This is a genomic window from Variovorax paradoxus, assembly GCF_040544635.1.
GTDB lineage: Bacteria > Pseudomonadota > Gammaproteobacteria > Burkholderiales > Burkholderiaceae_C > Variovorax > Variovorax paradoxus_R.
Genome location: NZ_JBEPKJ010000010.1, coordinates 158186 through 175823, shown reverse-complemented (window position 1 = coordinate 175823; position 17638 = coordinate 158186). Strand labels below are relative to the sequence as shown.

Here is a 17638-nt window from a genome sequence, read left to right as displayed (position 1 = left end):
CCTGCACGCCGGAAAGCTCAGGCAGCGCGCCGCGTGCTGCGTTTCTTTGCGGCGGGGTGCGCCGCCGCCGGCAGCGTGCCGAGCTGTCGCAGGATCTGCGACTGTCCATTCGCGCGCAGATAGTCTTCGAACGCCAGCGCCACCTGCGGCAGTTGCCGTGACGCGAGGTGCATCACGTACCAGTCGCGCACCACCGGATTTCCCGGCACGGGCAGCACGCCCAGCAGGCCGGCGTTCATCTCGAGCACGCAGGTGTGCATCGACAGAAAGGCGATGCCGAAGCCCGCGGCGCACATCTGCTTGATGGCCTCGTTGCTCGACAGTTCGGAGCCGATGCGCAGCGGCAGCCCTTGGTCCTTGAAGAAGCGTTCGACCGTGGTGCGCGTGCCCGAGCCGCGCTCGCGCACCAGCATGCGCGTGTCCGAGAGCATGGCGAGCGTGGGCATGGGCGCTGACATGAGCGGATGGTTCGGCGCCGCGAGAAAGGCCATCGGGTGCTTGGCGAAGGCGCTGGAGTCGGTCTTCAGCTCGGCAGGGGGTCGGCCCATGATGGCGATGTCGATTTCCTGGCCCGCGAGCATGCGCACGATTTCGTCGCGGTTGCCGACCTGCAGCTTCACCTTCACCTTCGGATGTTCCTTGGCGAAGTTCACCAATATGGGCGGCAGCAGGTATTCGGCCGTGGTGATGGCGCCCACGCGCAGCGTGCCCGAGAACACGCCCTGCAGCATGGCCATTTCGTCGCCGGCCTCGCGCCACAGGTCGAGGATGCGGCCCGCATAGCCCGCCAGCAGTTCGCCCGCTTCGGTCAGCCGGATGCCGCGGCCCGTGCGCTGCAACAGCGGCGTGCCAGCGGACTCCTCGAGAGTGCCGATTTGTATCGACACCGCGGGTTGCGTCAGGTGCATTTCGTCTGCAGCAAGCGAAACGCTGCCGAGCCGCGCCACGGCGTGGAAGGTGGCGAGCTGGCGAAAGCTCGCGTGCTTGGAAAGAGGCATTCAGTGATATTAGGTTTGGCAAATGTGAATGTCAAAAGATTTAATTTTTCTTTATCTTTCATGCGGCCTACATTCGCTTCACCAGACAGCACCAACCCTTCTTTTCGAGAGGCACTCCATGGGCAACATGAACGAAGCAATCCAGATCACCGACGCCAAGAAGCGCTATTCGGCCGGTGTGCTGAAGTACGCGCAGATGGGCTACTGGGACGGCGACTACGTGCCCAAGGACACCGACATCCTCGCGCTCTTCCGCATCACGCCCCAGGACGGCGTGGACGCCGTCGAAGCGGCCGCGGCGGTGGCCGGCGAATCGTCCACCGCGACCTGGACCGTGGTGTGGACCGACCGCCTCACCGCCTGCGACATGTACCGCGCCAAGGCCTACAAGGTGGAACCGGTGCCCAACAACCCGGGCCAGTATTTCTGCTACGTGGCTTATGACCTCTCGCTGTTCGAAGAAGGCTCCATCACCAACGTCACGGCCTCCATCATCGGCAACGTCTTCAGCTTCAAGCCGCTGAAGGCCGCGCGGCTGGAGGACATGAAGTTTCCCGTCGCCTACGTCAAGACCTTCCCCGGCCCGCCGACCGGCATCGTGGTGGAGCGCGAGCGGCTCGACAAGTTCGGCCGGCCGTTGCTGGGCGCCACCACCAAGCCGAAGCTCGGGCTCTCTGGCCGCAACTACGGCCGCGTGGTGTATGAGGGCCTTCGCGGCGGGCTCGACTTCATGAAGGACGACGAGAACATCAACTCGCAGCCATTCATGCACTGGCGCGACCGCTTCCTCTTCGTGATGGACGCGGTCAACAAGGCCAGCGCCGCCACCGGCGAGGTGAAAGGCAGCTACCTGAACGTCACGGCCGGCACCATGGAAGAGATGTACCGCCGCGCGCAGTTCGCCAAGGAGCTGGGCTCGGTGATCGTGATGGTCGACCTGGTCATCGGCTACACGGCCATCCAGTCGATGAGCAACTGGTGCCGCCAGAACGACATGATCCTGCACCTGCACCGCGCGGGCCACGGCACCTACACGCGCCAGAAGAACCACGGCGTGAGCTTTCGCGTCATCGCCAAGTGGATGCGGCTGGCGGGCGTGGACCACATCCACGCAGGCACGGCGGTCGGCAAGCTCGAGGGCGATCCGATGACGGTGCAGGGCTACTACAACGTGTGCCGCGACACGCACACCAAGGTCGATTTGCCGCGCGGCATCTACTTCGACCAGGACTGGGGTGCGCTGCGCAAGGTGATGCCGGTGGCTTCGGGCGGCATTCACGCGGGCCAGATGCATCAGCTGCTCGACCTGTTCGGCGACGACGTGGTGCTGCAGTTCGGCGGCGGCACCATCGGCCATCCGCAAGGCATCCAGGCCGGGGCCACGGCCAACCGGGTGGCGCTCGAGGCCATGGTGCTGGCCCGCAACGAAGGCCGCGACATCGCCAACGAGGGGCCGCAGATTTTGCGCAATGCGGCCAAGTGGTGCACGCCGCTGGCGGCCGCGCTCGACACCTGGGGCGAGATCTCCTTCAACTACGCGTCCACCGATACGTCGGACTACGTGCCGACGCCGTCGGTGGCCTGAATCCCTGAATCCGTTATCCCGTTCCGCAGTTCTCCAGGAGCAACAGACATGCGAATCACACAAGGCACCTTTTCCTTCCTGCCCGACCTCAGCGACGAGCAGATCAGCCGCCAGGTCGAGTATTGCCTCGACAAGGGCTGGGCCATCGGCCTCGAATACACCGACGACCCGCACCCGCGCAACACCTTCTGGGAGATGTTCGGCAACCCGATGTTCGACATCAAGGATGCGGCCGGCGTCATGCTCGAACTCGCGTCCTGCCGCAAGACCTTTCCGCAGCAGTACATCCGCGTGACGGCGTTCGACTCGACGCACGGCACCGAGTCGGTGGTGATGTCTTTCATCGTCAACCGGCCTTCCAACGAACCGGGCTTTCGCCTCATCCGCTCGGAGGAGCCGGGCCGCACGATCCGCTACAGCATCGAAAGCTATGCGGTGCAGGCACGGCCCGAAGGCAGCCGGTACTGAGCGGACTTCGCCCCACGGACATTGCCAGAGGCACGCATGGACGCCACCGAAACTCCCGTCACCCCAGCCGTCGCCACCGCGCCGAAGCAGCTCTTCGAGTCGTCGGGCGTGAAGGCGCTGCTCGATCAGCTCGATGCCGAGCTGATCGGCCTGGCGCCGGTGAAGGGCCGCATCCGCGACATCGCGGCGCTGCTGTTGATCGACAAGCTGCGCCAGGAGCAGGGGCTGCAGTCGCAGCCGCCTTCGCTGCACATGTCGTTCACCGGCAACCCGGGTACCGGCAAGACCACGGTGGCCATGCGCATGGCCGAGGTGCTCAAGCAACTGGGCTACGTGCGCAAGGGCCACCTGGTGGCGGTGACGCGCGACGACCTGGTGGGGCAGTTCATCGGCCACACGGCGCCCAAGACCAAGGAAGTGATCAAGAAAGCCATGGGCGGCGTGCTGTTCATCGACGAGGCCTACTACCTCTACCGGCCCGAGAACGAGCGCGACTACGGGCAGGAGTCGATCGAGATTCTCTTGCAGGTGATGGAGAACCAGCGCGACGACCTGGTGGTGATTCTTGCGGGCTACAAGGACCGCATGGAGACCTTCTTCAGCAGCAACCCGGGCATGGCTTCGCGCATTGCGCACCACATCGACTTTCCGGACTACAGCGAGGCCGAGCTGATGCAGATTGCGCAGCTCATGCTGGGGCGGCTGAACTACAGCTTCGACGACGGCGCGGCTTCCACTTTCTCACGCTACGTGAGCCTGCGCCGGCAGCAGCCGCACTTTGCCAATGCGCGATCGATCCGCAATGCGCTCGACCGCATCCGGCTGCGCCACGCCACGCGGCTCTTCGGCAGCGAACAGGCGCTGACCCGTGAGCAGCTTTGCACGCTCGAGGCGCAGGACATTCTCGCGAGCCGCGTTTTCAACCCGCCGGCGGATGCCGCGCAGACGAAAGGAGCGAAGTCATGAGCATCGAAGCCCTCGTTTTCGACGTCGATGGCACCTTGGCCGACACCGAGGAAGTGCATCGCATGGCCTTCAACCTGGCGTTCGGGCAACTGGGGCTCGACTGGCACTGGGAGCAGGCCGAGTACCGATCGCTGCTGTCGGTGACGGGCGGCAAGGAGCGCATGAATGCCTATATCGATTCGCTGCCCCTGGGCGCTTCGGAGAAAAGGCGGCTGCGCGAGCGCGTGCCCGAGGTCCATGCCGCCAAGACGCAGCACTACACCGACATTGCGCGGCGCGGCGGCATTGCGCTGCGTCCCGGCGTGTTGCGCTTTCTCGAAGAGGCCCAGAACGCCGGCTTGCGGCTGGCCATTGCCAGCACCACCACCGCCGTCAATATCGACGCGTTGCTGCAGGCCACGCTGGGCCCGCGCGGCCTCACGATGTTCGACGTGATTGCGTGCGGCGACCAGGTGCGCGCGAAAAAGCCGGCCTCCGACATCTACCTGCTGGCACTCGACACGCTGGGCGTGCCGCCCGAGCGCGCCATCGCCATCGAAGACTCGCCCAACGGCCTGCGCTCCGCCCTTGGTGCCGGCCTTTGGACGCTGGTCACACCCACCTTCTGGACCGAGGGCAGCGATTTCAGCGGTGCCGGGCTGGTGCTGCCCGGTTTGGGAGACCCCACCGATCCGCTGCCCGGCGAGCCGGGCGGCCAACTCCAGCGTGCGCCATGGCTCGGAATCGAGGAACTGCTGGCGATGGCCTCCACGGCGCCGCAGCTCAATGCCGTGCAGGCGCTCTACCGCGAGGACTGTTGAGATGCAGAACCAAAAGGCCACGTTGTCCGGCTCCGCCCCGGCGATGCGCATTGCGCCCAGCCTGCTGTCCGCGAACTTCGCGCGGCTCGGTGAAGAGGTGTCGACGGTCATCGAGGCCGGCGCCGACCTGATCCATTTCGATGTCATGGACAACCACTATGTACCGAATCTGACAATCGGGCCGCTGGTGTGCGAGGCCATCAAGCCCTACGCGACGGTACCGATCGACGTGCATTTGATGGTCAAGCCGGTCGATGCGCTGATCCCGATGTTCGCGGAGGCGGGCGCCTCGATCATCTCGTTTCATCCCGAGGCCAGCGAGCATATCGACCGCACGATCCGGCTGATCAGGGACAGCGGCTGCAAGGCCGGGCTGGTGCTCAACCCGGCCACGCCGCTGCAGGTGCTCGACCATGTGCTGGACCAGATCGACTTGGTGCTGCTGATGTCGGTCAACCCCGGCTTCGGCGGGCAGAGCTTCATCGAGAGTGTGCTGCCGAAGATCGAGGCGGTGCGCCGTCGCATCGATGCCAGCGGGCGCGACATCTGGCTGGAGGTGGACGGCGGCGTGAAGCCCGGCAACGCCGCGCGCATCGGCGCCGCGGGTGCCGACACGCTGGTGGCGGGCTCGGCGGTCTTCAGCGGCGGCCGCTATCGCGAGGCCATCGACGCCATTCGCACCCAGGCGCTGCAGGGCCGGCAAATACCGCGGCATGCCATGGAAGGCTCTCCCGCATGACGAAAGATCTAAGCGGTATCGATGCGATTGCCTTCGACCTCGACGGCACCCTGGTCGACAGTGCGCCGGACATCCGCGAGGCGTTGAACGCCGCGCTGAAAGAGGCCGGCCTGGCGCGCTTCGACCTGGACACGGTGCGCACCTGGATCGGCGACGGCCCCGACGCGCTGATCCTGCAGGCCTTGCGCCAGCAGGGCGTTGCCGCCGACGAGGCGCTGCGCACGCAATTGCGCCGGGCCTTCGATGCAGCCACTCTGGCGGCGCCATTGCAGTTCGGCGGCGTGTTCGAGGGTGTTGCCGAACTCGTCGACGGCCTGCGCCGCTCGCTGCCGATGGTGGTGGTTACGAACAAGCCGACGCCGCTGGCACGCGCCGTGCTGGATGCAGCGGGTCTGCTGCAGCCGATGGCGGGGGTTTACGGCGCCGACGCAGCGGCGCAGCGCAAGCCCGCGCCGTTCCTGCTGCAGGCCGCGGCACGCCAGCTGGGTGTGGAGCCCGCGCGGTTGCTGATGGTGGGCGACGGCCCGGCCGACCTGCTGGCCGCGCACGCGACCGGCTGCCCGGCGGCGCTGGTGGCCTGGGGCTATGGCGGCCACGCGGCGGCTGCCGGGGCGCCGCCGGCCTGGCGCGTCGCAACGCCGCAGCAGCTGTTGTTGACGGTGCGCGAATCGCGCGGCGTTCGCGGCGAAGAAGAAACGACGACAGCGACCAGATTTTTTTGAATCAACCAGGAGACGATCATGCCCATTGCAGGCAAGGCCACGCTGACCCAGTACATCATCGAGGAGCGCCGCCGCCACCCCGGGGCCACGGGCGCGCTCAACGCGCTCATCACCGACGTCTCCCTGGCCTGCAAGGCGATTTCGCGCAAGGTGGCGCTTGGCGCACTCGGCGATGTGCTCGGCAGCGCCAGCACGCACAACGTGCAGGGCGAGGAACAGAAGACGCTCGACGTGCTGAGCAACGACATGTTCCTGCGCGCCAACGAGTGGGGCGGCCACGTGGCGGGCATGGTCTCGGAAGAGATGGAAGAACCGTACCTGCCGCCGCAGCAGTATCCGCGCGGCAAGTACCTGCTGCTGTTCGATCCGCTCGACGGCTCGTCGAACATCGATGTGAACGTGGCCGTGGGCAGCATCTTCTCGATACTGCGCGCGCCGACGCTCGATGCCGATGCGAAGCCTGAAGACTTCCTGCAGCCGGGCACGGAACAGGTGGGCGCCGGCTATGCGATCTACGGCCCTTCGACGATGCTGGTGCTGACGCTGGGCAACGGCACGCATGCCTTCACGCTCGACCCCCAGCTCGGCGAATGGGTGCTGAGCCATCCGAACCTGAGCATTCCACGGCACACCAGCGAATTTGCAATCAACGCGTCGAACAGCCGCTTCTGGGAGCCGGCCGTGAAGCGCTATGTTGACGAATGCCTGGCCGGCAAGGAAGGTCCGCGCGGCATCGATTTCAACATGCGATGGATCGCCTCGCTGGTGGCCGAGACGCATCGCATCCTGATGCGCGGCGGCGTTTTCATGTACCCGCGCGACAGCAAGGAGTCGGGCCGCGACGGGCGCCTGCGGCTGCTCTATGAGGCCAACCCGATCTCCTTCTTGATCGAGCAGGCCGGCGGCATGGCCAGCACCGGCCGCCGCCGGTTGATGGCGGTCGAGCCGGAGTCGATTCACCAGCGCATCGGTTTCGTCTTCGGCTCGTCGGAAGAGGTGGCGCGCGTGGAGGCGTACCACAGCGAAGACCCGCAGGACACCTACCAGGCGCCGCTGTTCGGCAAGCGCGGCCTCTTTGCGACAGCCGCCTGAACAACAGCGCAATAGCGCGCCAGCCACAAGACAACAGGGTCGAGCCCGTGCGGCCCCGTACGAATTCTTTATCTCTCCGAGGCCACCATGTCAGCCAAACATCCCATCGTTGCCATTACCGGCTCGTCCGGCGCGGGCACCACGTCCGTCACGCGAACCTTCGAGAACATCTTTCGCCGCGAGAGCGTCAAAGCGGCGATCGTGGAGGGCGACAGCTTTCACCGCTACGACCGCAACGCCATGAAGGGGGCGATGGCCGAAGCCGAAGCCGCCGGCAACCGCAACTTCAGCCACTTCGGCGAGGACGCGAACCTGTTCGCGGAACTCGAGGCGCTGTTCCGCGACTACGGCGAATGTGGCGCCGGGCGTAGCCGCAAGTACTTGCACGACGCGCAGGAGGCCGCGCCCTACAAGCAGGAGCCCGGCACCTTCACCGAATGGGAAACGCTGCCCGCCAGCGAGCTGCTGTTCTACGAAGGCCTGCACGGCGGAGTGACGACGGAGAAGGTCGACATTGCGCGCCACGTCGACCTGCTGATCGGCGTGGTGCCGGTGATCAACCTCGAGTGGATCCAGAAGCTGCACCGCGACAAGAACACGCGCGGCTATTCGACCGAGGCCGTGACCGACGTGATCCTGCGCCGCATGAACGAGTATGTGCACTACATCTGCCCGCAGTTCACGCGCACGCACATCAACTTCCAGCGCGTGCCGGTGGTCGACACCTCCGACCCGTTCATTGCGCGCACCATTCCGAGCCCGGACGAGAGCCTGGTGGTGATCCGCTTCGCCAATCCGATCGGCTTCGACTTTCCGTATCTGCTGAGCATGCTGCACGACTCCTTCATGTCGCGCGCCAACACGCTGGTGGTGCCGGGCGGAAAGATGGAGCTCGCAATGCAGCTGATCTTCACGCCGATGATCCTGCGCCTCATGGAGCGCCGCAAGAAGTCCTACGCGATCTAGCAGAACACACGAGCGCCCGTACACACACCACACCTCGCGCACTTCGCAAACGAACCCGACTGGACCTTCGCATGACGATTGAAAACCTCGCCTTGCGCACGCAGTGCGCCAACGCCATCCGCGCGCTGGCCATGGATGCCGTGCAAGCCGCCAACTCCGGCCACCCGGGCATGCCGATGGGCATGGCCGACATCGCGGAGGCGTTGTGGCGCCATCGCCTGCGGCACGACCCCGCTGACCCGCGCTGGATGAACCGCGACCGCTTTGTGGTTTCGAACGGCCATGGCTCGATGCTGCTCTATGCGCTGTTGCATCTGAGCGGCTATGCGTTGCCGATCGACGAGCTGCGGCGCTTTCGGCAACTGCATTCGCGCACGCCGGGGCACCCGGAGGTCGGCGTGACGCCCGGCGTCGAGACGACCACCGGGCCGCTGGGGCAGGGCATCAGCAACGCGGTGGGTATGGCCCTGGCCGAGAAGCTGCTGGCCGAGGAGTTCAACCGGCCGGGCCATGAGGTGATCGACCACCGCACCTACGTGTTCCTGGGCGACGGCTGCCTGATGGAAGGCATCAGCCACGAAGCGTGCTCGCTCGCGGGCACCTGGCGGCTCAACAAGCTGGTGGCGTTCTACGACGACAACGGCATTTCGATCGACGGCGAGGTCGGCGGCTGGTTCAGCGACGACACGCCGGGCCGCTTCGAAGCCTATGGTTGGACCGTGCTGCGCAATGTCGACGGCCATGACGCCGTGGCGCTCGACGCGGCCATCGAACGGGCCCTGGCCGCGGATCGGCCGGTGCTGGTGTGCTGCAAGACCCGCATCGGCCAGGGTTCGCCGAACCGCGCAGGCACCGCGAAGGCGCATGGCGAAGCACTGGGCGATGCCGAGATTGCGCTGACGCGAGAAGCGCTCGGCTGGAGCGCCGCACCCTTCGAGGTACCGCCGGCCATTGCACAGGCCTGGTCGGCGCGCGAGAAGGGCGCCGCATTGCACCAGGCGTGGCAAGAGCGCTTTGCGGCCTATGCGCACGAGCACCCGGTGCTTGCGCGCGAGCTGCTGCGGCGCCATCGCACCGATGCACCGCTCACCGCGCAGGTCGAGGCGGCATTGGCTTCGGCCGCGTCCGGCGCGGAGCAGCGCAAGGCCTCCGTCGCCACGCGCAAGGCTTCGCAACAGGTGCTCGACGAGGTCGGGCCGGCAATGCCGGAACTGATCGGCGGCTCGGCCGACCTGACCGGCTCCAACCTCACCGACTGGAAGGGACACCGCGCGCTCAAGGGCACGGGCACGGGCAACCACGTGCACTACGGCGTGCGTGAGTTCGGCATGGCGGCCATCATGAATGGGCTGGCGCTGCACGGCGGCTTTCGCCCGTTCGGCGGCACCTTCCTGACTTTTTCCGACTATGCGCGCAACGGCGTGCGCATGTCGGCGCTGATGAAGCTGCCGGTCATCTACGTCTTCACGCACGACTCCATCGGTCTCGGCGAAGACGGCCCCACGCACCAACCGGTGGAGCATGCCTCGAGCCTGCGCCTGATTCCCGGCGTCGACGTCTGGCGGCCGGCGGACGCCACCGAAACCGCGGTGGCGTGGCGGCAGGCTTTGCGCCGCATGGACGGGCCGAGCTGTCTGCTGCTCACGCGCCAGGCGCTGCCGCATGCGGGCGAAGGCAGCGAGCGCATCGAGTCGATCGCGCGCGGCGCCTATGTGCTGCGGCGCCCTGAGGCCGAGTGCGTGGCGTTGCTGGCAAGCGGTTCCGAAGTGGGCGTGGCATTGGCCGCCGCGGCCTTGCTGGCGGAGGAGGGCATCGAGGCCCGCGTGGTCTCCGTGCCCTGCATGGACGTGTTCGAGCGCCAGGATGCGGCGTGGCGCCACGCGGTGATTCCGCGCCACCTGCCGCGCGTGGCGGTGGAGGCCGGCAGCACCGGCCTGTGGTGGAAATTCGTCGGTGAGTACGGCGACGTGGTCGGGCTCGACCGCTTCGGCGAATCGGCGCCGGCCGGCGAACTGTTCAAGCTGTTCGGGCTGACCGCCGAGGTGGTGGCCGAGCGCGCCCGGCGCCTGCTCGCGAACGCTGCGCTGGCGAACGTTGCGCTGGCGAACGTTGCGCTGGCGAACGTTGCGCTGGCCAATGTGAAAGAGGCCGCATGACCCTCAGACCTATTTCCCACATCCACAGGAGCTTTCCATGGCCATGATTTCGCTGCGTCAGTTGCTCGACCACGCCGCCGAGCACCGGTACGGCGTGCCGGCGTTCAACGTCAACAACCTGGAGCAGATCCAGGCCATCATGCAGGCCGCCAAAAAGACCGACAGCCCGGTGATCCTGCAAGCCTCGGCGGGGGCGCGCAAGTACGCGGGCGAGCCCTTCCTGCGCAAGATGGTCGAGGCGGCGGTGGAGATGTACCCGGATATCCCGATCGTGATGCACCAGGACCATGGCGCCAGCCCCGCGATGTGCATGCAGGCCATCCGCTCGGGCTTCACCAGCGTGATGATGGACGGCTCGCTGATGGAAGACGCCAAGACCCCCGCAAGCTACGACTACAACGTGGGCGTGACCCGCCGCGTGGTGGAGATGGCGCACGCGGTCGGCGTTTCGGTCGAGGGCGAACTGGGCTGCCTCGGGTCGCTCGAGTCGGGCATGGCCGGCGAGGAAGACGGCAGCGGCGCGGAGGGCGTGCTGTCGCACGACCAGTTGCTGACCGATCCGCAGCAGGCGGCCGATTTCGTGTCGCGCACCGGCGTGGATGCACTGGCCATTGCCATCGGCACCTCGCACGGCGCCTACAAGTTCAGCCGCAAGCCGACCGGCGACATTCTTGCGATCGATCGCATCAAGGACATTCACGCGCGCATTCCGAAGACGCACCTGGTGATGCACGGCTCTTCTTCGGTGCCGCAGGAATGGCTGGCCGTGATCCGCGAATACGGCGGCGAAATCAAGGAAACCTACGGCGTGCCGGTGGAAGAAATCCAGGAAGGCATCCGGCACGGCGTGCGCAAGGTCAACATCGACACCGACATCCGGCTGGCCATGACGGGCGCCATGCGCCGGGCCATGGGCAGCGACCGCAGTGAGTTCGATCCGCGCAAGTTCCTGAAGGAGGCGACCGCGGCCGCACGCGACCTGTGCATCGACCGGTTCCAGGCTTTCGGTACCGCCGGCATGGCGAGCAGGATCAAGCCGGCGGCGCTGTAGCGTTGCTGCCTATTGGCAGGCGAAGCTCGAGGCCGATTCGAGGGGGCCACCCAGGTAGACCGCGGTCTTCGGGTAAGGGCACAGCGGCCGCGTGCGGGTGGGCGACCAGCTGGCGGGCAGCTCGGCATTGACCACATTGGCGCCCGCTCCGCGAGCCCTGGCAATCACGGTGGCCGGTGCCTTGCCCTGTTCGACCCACGCCACCAGCGGCGTCAGCATGTCGAACTGGTCTGTGGCCGGGCCGCCGCCGCAATGGTTCATGCCGGGCACGGGAAAGAAGCGCGCAAAGCCCGACGCATCGCCGCCGTTGGCCGCGCGCAGCTGCTCGTACCAGCGGGTGGTGTCGTCCGACGAGAACACCGCATCGCTGGTGCCGTGGTAGACCATGAGCTTGCTGCCGCGATCGCGAAGCGCCGACAGGTTGGCCGGGTTGGGCGGCGTCATGAACGACATTGCCGATTCGGTGTAGACCGCATTGCTCGCAAAGATGGTCGGCGCATCGGCGTCCATGCTGAACCCGAGCGCGAAATCGATCCCGAAGGGGCGGCTCGGCGCCAGCGGCGGCGTGCTGAAGACGAAGCCGAGCGCGGCGGTGTCGAGGTTCTGCGAATTGGAGAACTCCCATTGGCGCCAGTCGGCCCCCTTGATGCCGGCGTCGAACGGAAAGCTGCTGTAGAGCGCGGTGCCCGCGCTGTTTCGCGCGCCGGCAAAGATGTTGCCGAGCACGTCCTTCTGCGTGGCCGTGAGGCAGCTGCCAGTGCGCGCGCCGCTGCACGTGGGCACGTCGTTGGCGAGGTTGAAGGCCTGCTTGCACGCCTGCACATCCGCAACGATGCCATCGGCCGCGCCGTCCAGCGCATCGCAGCGCGCAAGCACTGCATCGGCCACTGTGCTCATTTCCGCGGGCGTAAAGGCAGTCTGCAGGTCCGGCTTGCCGGCCGGTGTGTTGGCGGTGGTGACCCGGGCGTATTGCTGCACGCCGTAAAGCTGGGCTACCGCGGCCTTCGGCAGGTTGAAGCCGGGGTTGCCGGCCAGGATGCCGTCGTACTGGCCGGCAAACCGTGCCGCGGCGACCATCGCGTGGCGGCCGCCGTTCGAGCAGCCTCCGAAGTAGGAGCGGTCGGCTTCGCGGCCGTAGGCCTTGGCGATGAGGTTCTTGGCCATGGGCGTGAGCTGCGCAACGGCGTTGTAGCCGTAGTCCAGCCGCGCCTGCGGGTCGATACCGAAGGTGGGTATCTGCGCGCCCGAGTGCCCCGCGTCGGAACTGATGACCGCGAACCCCATGTGCAGCGCGGTGGTGGTGGGCGCACCGCCGCCCACGCTGCCCGTGGCCCGCGCCACGTTGCCGTCGAGCCCGCCGTTGGCCTGGTAGAAGAACCGGCCGTTCCAGTTGACGGGCAGGCGCATCTCGAAGCCGATGGCGTAGGTCTTGCCGTCGACGCTGCTGGTGCGCTGGTTCATCTGGCCCTGCACGAGGCAGTGCTCCGGCGCGGGCGTGCTCGCGCCGGCCACGGTGAGCGCGCCCGCGGCCACGGCACTCACGCTGGTGTATACGGTGCTGCCGAACGCCGCCTTGCTGGCGAGATCGGTACACGACTGCAGCGTGCCCGGGCGCGCTTCCGATGGCGCGGAGCCACCGGGGGAGGGCGCCGGCGGAACGAACGGGAAGCCACCCCCGCCGCCCCCGCCACCACCTCCGCCGCAGGCCGCCAGCAGGGATGCCGCGGCAAGAGCCGCCCATGCCGGGCGGTACGAAGAGAACACGGATTGAACCATCGCTGTCTCCTTTCGCCGGGGCGGCCCGGCTCATCAATAAAGTTATTTCACGTAATCAATATAGTTTTGTTTGATAACTAAAAAATAGGGCAAACCCTTGCGGCGGAATCGGTCATGGCAGACTTCAGGACATTCCCAACCTTCTTGGCGGCGTTGCCGCGGAAAGAACCCCGATGCTTGAACTCCTGACGGATCCCCAGGTCTGGATTGCCTTTGCCACCTTGACCGCGCTCGAACTCGTGCTGGGCATCGACAACATCATCTTCATCTCGATCCTGGTCGACAAACTGCCGCCCGAAAGGCGAGAGTTCGCGCGGCGGGTGGGGCTGTTCATGGCGATGTTCATGCGCATCGGGCTGCTGCTGGTGCTCGCCTGGATCGTGGGGCTGGTCAACCCGCTTTTCTCGGTGCTCGGCAAGGGCATTTCGGGGCGCGACCTGATCCTGATCCTGGGCGGGCTGTTCCTGATCTGGAAGAGCACGAGCGAGGTCCACCAGTCGCTGGAAGGCGGGCACGAGCAGAAGTCCAACGCGGTGAAGGCCACTTTCGCCGCGGTCATCCTCCAGATCATGATCATCGACCTGGTGTTCTCGCTGGACTCCATCATTACCGCGGTGGGCATGGTGGACGACGTGCGGGTAATGATTGCCGCGGTGATCGTGTCCGTGCTGCTCATGATGCTGTTCGCCAGCCCCATCGGCCGCTTCGTCTCGAACCATCCCACCATCAAGATGCTGGCGCTGGCCTTCCTGGTGGTGGTGGGAGTTGTCCTGGTCGCCGAGGGCTTCGGACATCACGTGCCCAAGGGTTACGTGTACTTCGCGATGGCCTTCTCGCTGGGCGTGGAAATGCTCAACATCCGGCTTCGAAAGAAATCGGCCAAGGCGGTGGAACTGCATCCGCCTCACATGCCGGGCGATTGAACGGCGAGCGTGCGGGGCTGCTTAAAGCTTGGCGAGCGGCACCTGGAGATCGGCGAGCTGCGCCGCGTCGACGCTGGTACGGCGCTCGATCAGGCGCCGCGCAAAGCGCAGGTCGCGCGCGGCATTGGGGCCCAGCGCCGCGACGACCTTGTCGGCGTCGAGGAAGAACATCACGAAGCTGTTGGAACCCCGGTCGCCGCGCACGACCACGTGGTGCGCCGGTGTGGGCATGCCGTAGATCTGCAGATTGACGTCGTACTGGTCCGACCAGAACCAGGGAAGCGGCTGATGATTCACCGCGGTGCCGAGTGCGGCGCGCGCGGCGGCGATGCCTTGCTCCTGGGCGTTCTGCCAGGACTCGAGCCGCATCCGCCGGCCCGCCCATTCGCAATGCCATGTGGCCACGTCGCCCGCGGCAAGAATGTCGGGGTCCGATGAGCGGCATTGCGAATCGACCAGCACGCCGCCGTCGCACGCCAGGCCCGCCTCGCGTGCGAGTTCGTCGTTGGGAATCAGGCCGACACCGATGAGGACCGCGTCGCACTCGAGCTCGCGCCCGTTGCTTAGGGAGGCTGTCAGGCCGCCCCGTGCGCTCTGCGCCAGGCGCTCGATGCCCGTGCCGAGCCGGACATCGACGCCGTGGGCGGTGTGGAGCTGCAGCAGGTAGTCGGAAATGTCCGGCGGAACGGTGCGTTCGCACAGCCGGCCCATCGCTTCCACGACGGTCACGTCCAGGCCTTTCTTTCGGGCCGTTGCGGCTACTTCGAGTCCGATCCAGCCGCCACCGATGACGAGCAGCCGCTTGCCGGCAGACAACGCGGCACCGAGCGCCGCCGCATCCTCGATGCTGCGCAAGGAGAAAACGCCGGGCAGATCCGCGCCCGGGATGCTCAGCCGGCGCGCACGCCCCCCGTTGCAGAGAATCAGCTTGTCGTACGGAACAGGTTCTCCACGCGTCAGGCGAAGCTGCTTCGCAGCGCTGTCGATGAAGGTTGCACCGACGTTCGGCCGCCAGTCGATGCCGAGCGCATCGAAGGCTTCCGGTTTCAACAGATGCGTCGTGTCCGCATGGGCGTCCCCGGAGAGCACCGCCTTGGACAGCGGCGGGCGTTCGTAGGGACGATGGGGCTCGTCGCCAATCAGCACCACGCGGCCCGCGAAGCCCTCGCTGCGCAGCGTTTGCGCGGCCCAGCCGCCGGCCTGGCCGGCGCCCACGATGACGATGGTCTCGGCATTCATGGCTTCAGTCCAGCGAGAGGAACACGCGGCCCGCGTCGATCTTCACCGGGTATGAGCGAATCGCCTCGGTCACGGGGGCGCAGGTCGGCTTGCCGTCGCGCACGTCGAACTTGCCCTGGTGCAACGGGCACTCGATCTCGTGCCCTTCCAGAAAGCCCTCGCACAGGCGGGCATGGCCGTGGGTGCACAGGTTGTCGGTCGCGTAGATCTGGCCGTCCACGTTGTACAGCGCGATGTCGCGCCCGCCGACCAGCATGCCGACGACATCGTCGGTGGGCACCTCGTCGACCGGTGCGGCGTCGGTCCATTGAAAATCGCTCATGGCTGGCCTCAAAGGGGATAGATGACGGAGTTGGGGATCATTTCGCTGTCGTAGATGACTTGGCGCGAGGCGAACTTCAGTCCCTCCCCGGTGCGCACGACCACGTCGATGTAGCGCCCCACGCTGAAGACGCTCGAGAGCTCGGACAGCTTGGTGCGGAACACCGCGTAGTTGGCCTCGCACTCGAAGCGGTCCGCCTCGGCCTTCAGCACGAGCGGCGTCCCGACCACGTGGCGCTGGTAGTAGGGGTCGTGGAACAAGGTCTCGCGAATGCCGTAGACGCGGTCCTTCAGCATGCCCTTGCTCTCGAACGACAGCGTGGCCAGCGGAAAGCCGCGGTCGTAGTTCTCGCGCGGCTGCAGGCGGTAGCTGCAGTCTTCCGTGAAGAATTCCGGCCAGAGTTCCCATTCGCCGGAGCTCACGGCCTGGGCGTAGCGGGCGTAGAGCTGGGTCAAGTCGAAGTAGTCCTGGAAGTTCATCTCAAGCCTCCATGACCTTGCGCCAGTACTCGTACATGCCCCGTATCAGGGTCTCGGTGACCATGTGGTCCGTGTCGCCGACCTCGCGTCCGCCGAGCTCTGCGAGCGTGCGGTGGAACGGCTTCTGTTCGAAGCCCTTCTGCGAAAGCTCGATCACCTCGCCGTCGTCGGCCGAAACGAAGCCCGCCGGTCCAAAGAGGTTGGCCTGGCGCAGCCGCCGCTGCGTCATTTCTTCGGTGTCGTCGTCGAATCCGAAATGGGTCCATACGAAATCGAAGGCGCCGGGGCCGCTCGGCTGGATGTGGCGTGTCGAAACACTGTTGACCTGCTGCTGGAAGATCACGCTCGGGAACAGCGTCATCATCACGGCCGTCGGACCGCCCCACCAGGGCTCGGGCACGATGTCCAGGAAGCGCGGGTCGTTGAGCTGCATGCTTTCCTTGAAGCTGGACACCTGGGTGACCTCGTCGGCCTTGCCGCTGGCGCCGCGGGTCGAAATCATGGCCGCGTGCCGGTGATGGCTGTCCATCTTCAGCTCCGACTTGTTGTCCGCACGCCAGAGCCCGAAGGTGACGAACCACGTATGCAGCAGGCCCGGGTGGTACGGGTCCTTGATGTTCTCCTGCATCAGCTTCCAGTTGCCGGGAATGCGCTGGCGGTTGTAGCCGAGGATCGTCAGCTTGCGGCCGTTGAACAGCCGGTCGAAGTAGCCCAGGATTTCCGGACCCATGAAGTCTTCGAGCGACTCCACATCCGCATCGAACGACGCAAACACCACGCCGCCGCGCGTTGCGACCTTCAGCTTGTTGAGGCCGTGGTCGGCCGGCTTGAAGTCGGCCGGCATTCCGCCGTTGACCTTGCCGTCCTGCTTGACGCCGCGGCGAAATGGCACGCCCTGCAGGTCGCCGCCGAGCGAATAGTTCCACTGGTGATAGGGGCAGGTGAACCCGCTGGCCTTGCGGTTGCCGTGCCGCTCGCGGCAGAACTGCATGCCCCGGTGCGCGCACACGTTCTCCACCACGCTGATGGAGCCTTCGGCATCCCTGACCATGATCACCGAGCGTTCGCCGACCACCGTGCGCTTGAAATCGCCAACCTCCGGAATCTCGGCCTCCAGGCCCACGTAGCACCAGTGGCCGCGGTAGAAAAGGCGCTCGAGCTCACGCCGGTGCTGGTCGGCATCGGTATAGGCCATGAAGGGGATGCGGCTGGTGCCTTTGTCTTCCCAGTGGATCTGCTGCGGAAAGACTGCTGATGTGTCATCCATGTTTTGTCTCCTGTGCGGCCGTGTCGCATGGGCCGCTCGTCTCGTGGTACCTGATGATCGACAGTTCGGGCCCATCGTTCAATAGAATG

Annotated in this window: 17 protein-coding genes; 11 read left to right on the top strand and 6 right to left on the bottom strand. The window is 66.2% G+C overall.

Annotated features, from left to right (window positions below; genetic code table 11):
• Window positions 1-17: 17 nt before the first annotated feature.
• Complete coding sequence (locus ABIC94_RS18055) at window positions 18-998, bottom strand: LysR family transcriptional regulator (protein ID WP_354374363.1); 981 nt, start codon at window positions 996-998, stop codon at window positions 18-20.
• A 127-nt stretch (window positions 999-1125) separates the two neighbouring features.
• On the opposite strand from ABIC94_RS18055, the gene ABIC94_RS18050 reads away from it, so the two are divergent.
• The 10 genes from ABIC94_RS18050 to fba all read left to right on the top strand — a co-directional run bounded on the left by ABIC94_RS18050 (window position 1126) and on the right by fba (window position 11543).
• Window positions 1126-2583 carry a form I ribulose bisphosphate carboxylase large subunit gene (locus tag ABIC94_RS18050; protein ID WP_354374468.1) on the top strand — a complete coding sequence of 486 codons (1458 nt, stop codon included), beginning with the start codon at window positions 1126-1128 and terminating at the stop codon, window positions 2581-2583.
• 48 nt (window positions 2584-2631) lie between these two features.
• The gene (locus ABIC94_RS18045) at window positions 2632-3051 is read left to right on the top strand and encodes a ribulose bisphosphate carboxylase small subunit (RefSeq protein WP_354374362.1); all 420 of its coding nucleotides are present in this window, start codon (window positions 2632-2634) and stop codon (window positions 3049-3051) included.
• Between the two features lie 36 nt (window positions 3052-3087).
• A complete protein-coding gene (gene cbbX / locus ABIC94_RS18040) occupies window positions 3088-4017 on the top strand; it encodes a CbbX protein (RefSeq protein WP_354374361.1) in 930 nt (309 codons plus the stop codon).
• Window positions 4014-4817 carry an HAD-IA family hydrolase gene (locus tag ABIC94_RS18035; protein ID WP_354374360.1) on the top strand — a complete coding sequence of 268 codons (804 nt, stop codon included), beginning with the start codon at window positions 4014-4016 and terminating at the stop codon, window positions 4815-4817. Before cbbX ends, ABIC94_RS18035 begins: the two co-directional genes overlap by 4 nt.
• A 1-nt stretch (window position 4818) precedes the next feature.
• On the top strand, window positions 4819-5556 hold the full coding sequence (gene rpe, locus ABIC94_RS18030; RefSeq protein WP_354374359.1) for a ribulose-phosphate 3-epimerase: 738 nt from the start codon (window positions 4819-4821) through the stop codon (window positions 5554-5556).
• Window positions 5553-6278, top strand: a complete 726-nt coding sequence (locus ABIC94_RS18025; RefSeq protein ID WP_354374358.1) for an HAD-IA family hydrolase — start codon at window positions 5553-5555, stop codon at window positions 6276-6278. The genes rpe and ABIC94_RS18025 overlap by 4 nt, the downstream gene beginning before the upstream one ends.
• An 18-nt stretch (window positions 6279-6296) precedes the next feature.
• The gene (locus tag ABIC94_RS18020; protein ID WP_354374357.1) at window positions 6297-7370 is read left to right on the top strand and encodes a class 1 fructose-bisphosphatase; all 1074 of its coding nucleotides are present in this window, start codon (window positions 6297-6299) and stop codon (window positions 7368-7370) included.
• A gap of 87 nt (window positions 7371-7457) precedes the next feature.
• Window positions 7458-8336 carry a phosphoribulokinase gene (locus ABIC94_RS18015; RefSeq protein ID WP_354374356.1) on the top strand — a complete coding sequence of 293 codons (879 nt, stop codon included), beginning with the start codon at window positions 7458-7460 and terminating at the stop codon, window positions 8334-8336.
• Between the two features lie 71 nt (window positions 8337-8407).
• Window positions 8408-10492, top strand: a complete 2085-nt coding sequence (gene tkt, locus ABIC94_RS18010; protein ID WP_354374355.1) for a transketolase — start codon at window positions 8408-8410, stop codon at window positions 10490-10492.
• 37 nt (window positions 10493-10529) lie between these two features.
• Window positions 10530-11543, top strand: a complete 1014-nt coding sequence (gene fba / locus ABIC94_RS18005) for a class II fructose-bisphosphate aldolase (RefSeq protein ID WP_354374354.1) — start codon at window positions 10530-10532, stop codon at window positions 11541-11543.
• 9 nt (window positions 11544-11552) lie between these two features.
• Here fba and ABIC94_RS18000 read toward each other — a convergent pair whose 3' ends face one another.
• Window positions 11553-13319, bottom strand: a complete 1767-nt coding sequence (locus ABIC94_RS18000; protein WP_354374353.1) for a tannase/feruloyl esterase family alpha/beta hydrolase — start codon at window positions 13317-13319, stop codon at window positions 11553-11555.
• A 173-nt stretch (window positions 13320-13492) separates the two neighbouring features.
• On the opposite strand from ABIC94_RS18000, the gene ABIC94_RS17995 reads away from it, so the two are divergent.
• A complete protein-coding gene (locus ABIC94_RS17995; RefSeq protein WP_354374352.1) occupies window positions 13493-14242 on the top strand; it encodes a TerC family protein in 750 nt (249 codons plus the stop codon).
• 21 nt (window positions 14243-14263) lie between these two features.
• Here ABIC94_RS17995 and ABIC94_RS17990 read toward each other — a convergent pair whose 3' ends face one another.
• The 4 genes from ABIC94_RS17990 to ABIC94_RS17975 are packed head-to-tail and all read right to left on the bottom strand — an operon-like array spanning window position 14264 to window position 17549.
• Window positions 14264-15481, bottom strand: a complete 1218-nt coding sequence (locus ABIC94_RS17990) for an NAD(P)/FAD-dependent oxidoreductase (RefSeq protein WP_354374351.1) — start codon at window positions 15479-15481, stop codon at window positions 14264-14266.
• 4 nt (window positions 15482-15485) lie between these two features.
• On the bottom strand, window positions 15486-15803 hold the full coding sequence (locus ABIC94_RS17985; RefSeq protein WP_354374350.1) for a non-heme iron oxygenase ferredoxin subunit: 318 nt from the start codon (window positions 15801-15803) through the stop codon (window positions 15486-15488).
• A gap of 8 nt (window positions 15804-15811) precedes the next feature.
• The gene (locus tag ABIC94_RS17980) at window positions 15812-16282 is read right to left on the bottom strand and encodes an aromatic-ring-hydroxylating dioxygenase subunit beta (RefSeq protein WP_354374349.1); all 471 of its coding nucleotides are present in this window, start codon (window positions 16280-16282) and stop codon (window positions 15812-15814) included.
• 1 nt (window position 16283) lies between these two features.
• Complete coding sequence (locus tag ABIC94_RS17975) at window positions 16284-17549, bottom strand: aromatic ring-hydroxylating dioxygenase subunit alpha (RefSeq protein ID WP_354374348.1); 1266 nt, start codon at window positions 17547-17549, stop codon at window positions 16284-16286.
• Between the last annotated feature and the right edge of the window lie 89 nt (window positions 17550-17638).

Coding starts and splice junctions, on each gene's coding strand:
- tkt (WP_354374355.1), top strand. CDS start 8,408: ATGACGATTGAAAACCTCGCCTTGCGCACGCAGTGCGCCAACGCCATC.
- ABIC94_RS18025 (WP_354374358.1), top strand. CDS start 5,553: ATGACGAAAGATCTAAGCGGTATCGATGCGATTGCCTTCGACCTCGAC.
- ABIC94_RS17995 (WP_354374352.1), top strand. CDS start 13,493: ATGCTTGAACTCCTGACGGATCCCCAGGTCTGGATTGCCTTTGCCACC.
- ABIC94_RS18050 (WP_354374468.1), top strand. CDS start 1,126: ATGAACGAAGCAATCCAGATCACCGACGCCAAGAAGCGCTATTCGGCC.
- fba (WP_354374354.1), top strand. CDS start 10,530: ATGGCCATGATTTCGCTGCGTCAGTTGCTCGACCACGCCGCCGAGCAC.
- ABIC94_RS18015 (WP_354374356.1), top strand. CDS start 7,458: ATGTCAGCCAAACATCCCATCGTTGCCATTACCGGCTCGTCCGGCGCG.
- cbbX (WP_354374361.1), top strand. CDS start 3,088: ATGGACGCCACCGAAACTCCCGTCACCCCAGCCGTCGCCACCGCGCCG.
- ABIC94_RS18000 (WP_354374353.1), bottom strand. CDS start 13,319: ATGGTTCAATCCGTGTTCTCTTCGTACCGCCCGGCATGGGCGGCTCTT.
- ABIC94_RS18045 (WP_354374362.1), top strand. CDS start 2,632: ATGCGAATCACACAAGGCACCTTTTCCTTCCTGCCCGACCTCAGCGAC.
- ABIC94_RS17975 (WP_354374348.1), bottom strand. CDS start 17,549: ATGGATGACACATCAGCAGTCTTTCCGCAGCAGATCCACTGGGAAGAC.
- ABIC94_RS17990 (WP_354374351.1), bottom strand. CDS start 15,481: ATGAATGCCGAGACCATCGTCATCGTGGGCGCCGGCCAGGCCGGCGGC.
- ABIC94_RS18020 (WP_354374357.1), top strand. CDS start 6,297: ATGCCCATTGCAGGCAAGGCCACGCTGACCCAGTACATCATCGAGGAG.
- ABIC94_RS17985 (WP_354374350.1), bottom strand. CDS start 15,803: ATGAGCGATTTTCAATGGACCGACGCCGCACCGGTCGACGAGGTGCCC.
- ABIC94_RS18055 (WP_354374363.1), bottom strand. CDS start 998: ATGCCTCTTTCCAAGCACGCGAGCTTTCGCCAGCTCGCCACCTTCCAC.
- ABIC94_RS17980 (WP_354374349.1), bottom strand. CDS start 16,282: ATGAACTTCCAGGACTACTTCGACTTGACCCAGCTCTACGCCCGCTAC.
- rpe (WP_354374359.1), top strand. CDS start 4,819: ATGCAGAACCAAAAGGCCACGTTGTCCGGCTCCGCCCCGGCGATGCGC.
- ABIC94_RS18035 (WP_354374360.1), top strand. CDS start 4,014: ATGAGCATCGAAGCCCTCGTTTTCGACGTCGATGGCACCTTGGCCGAC.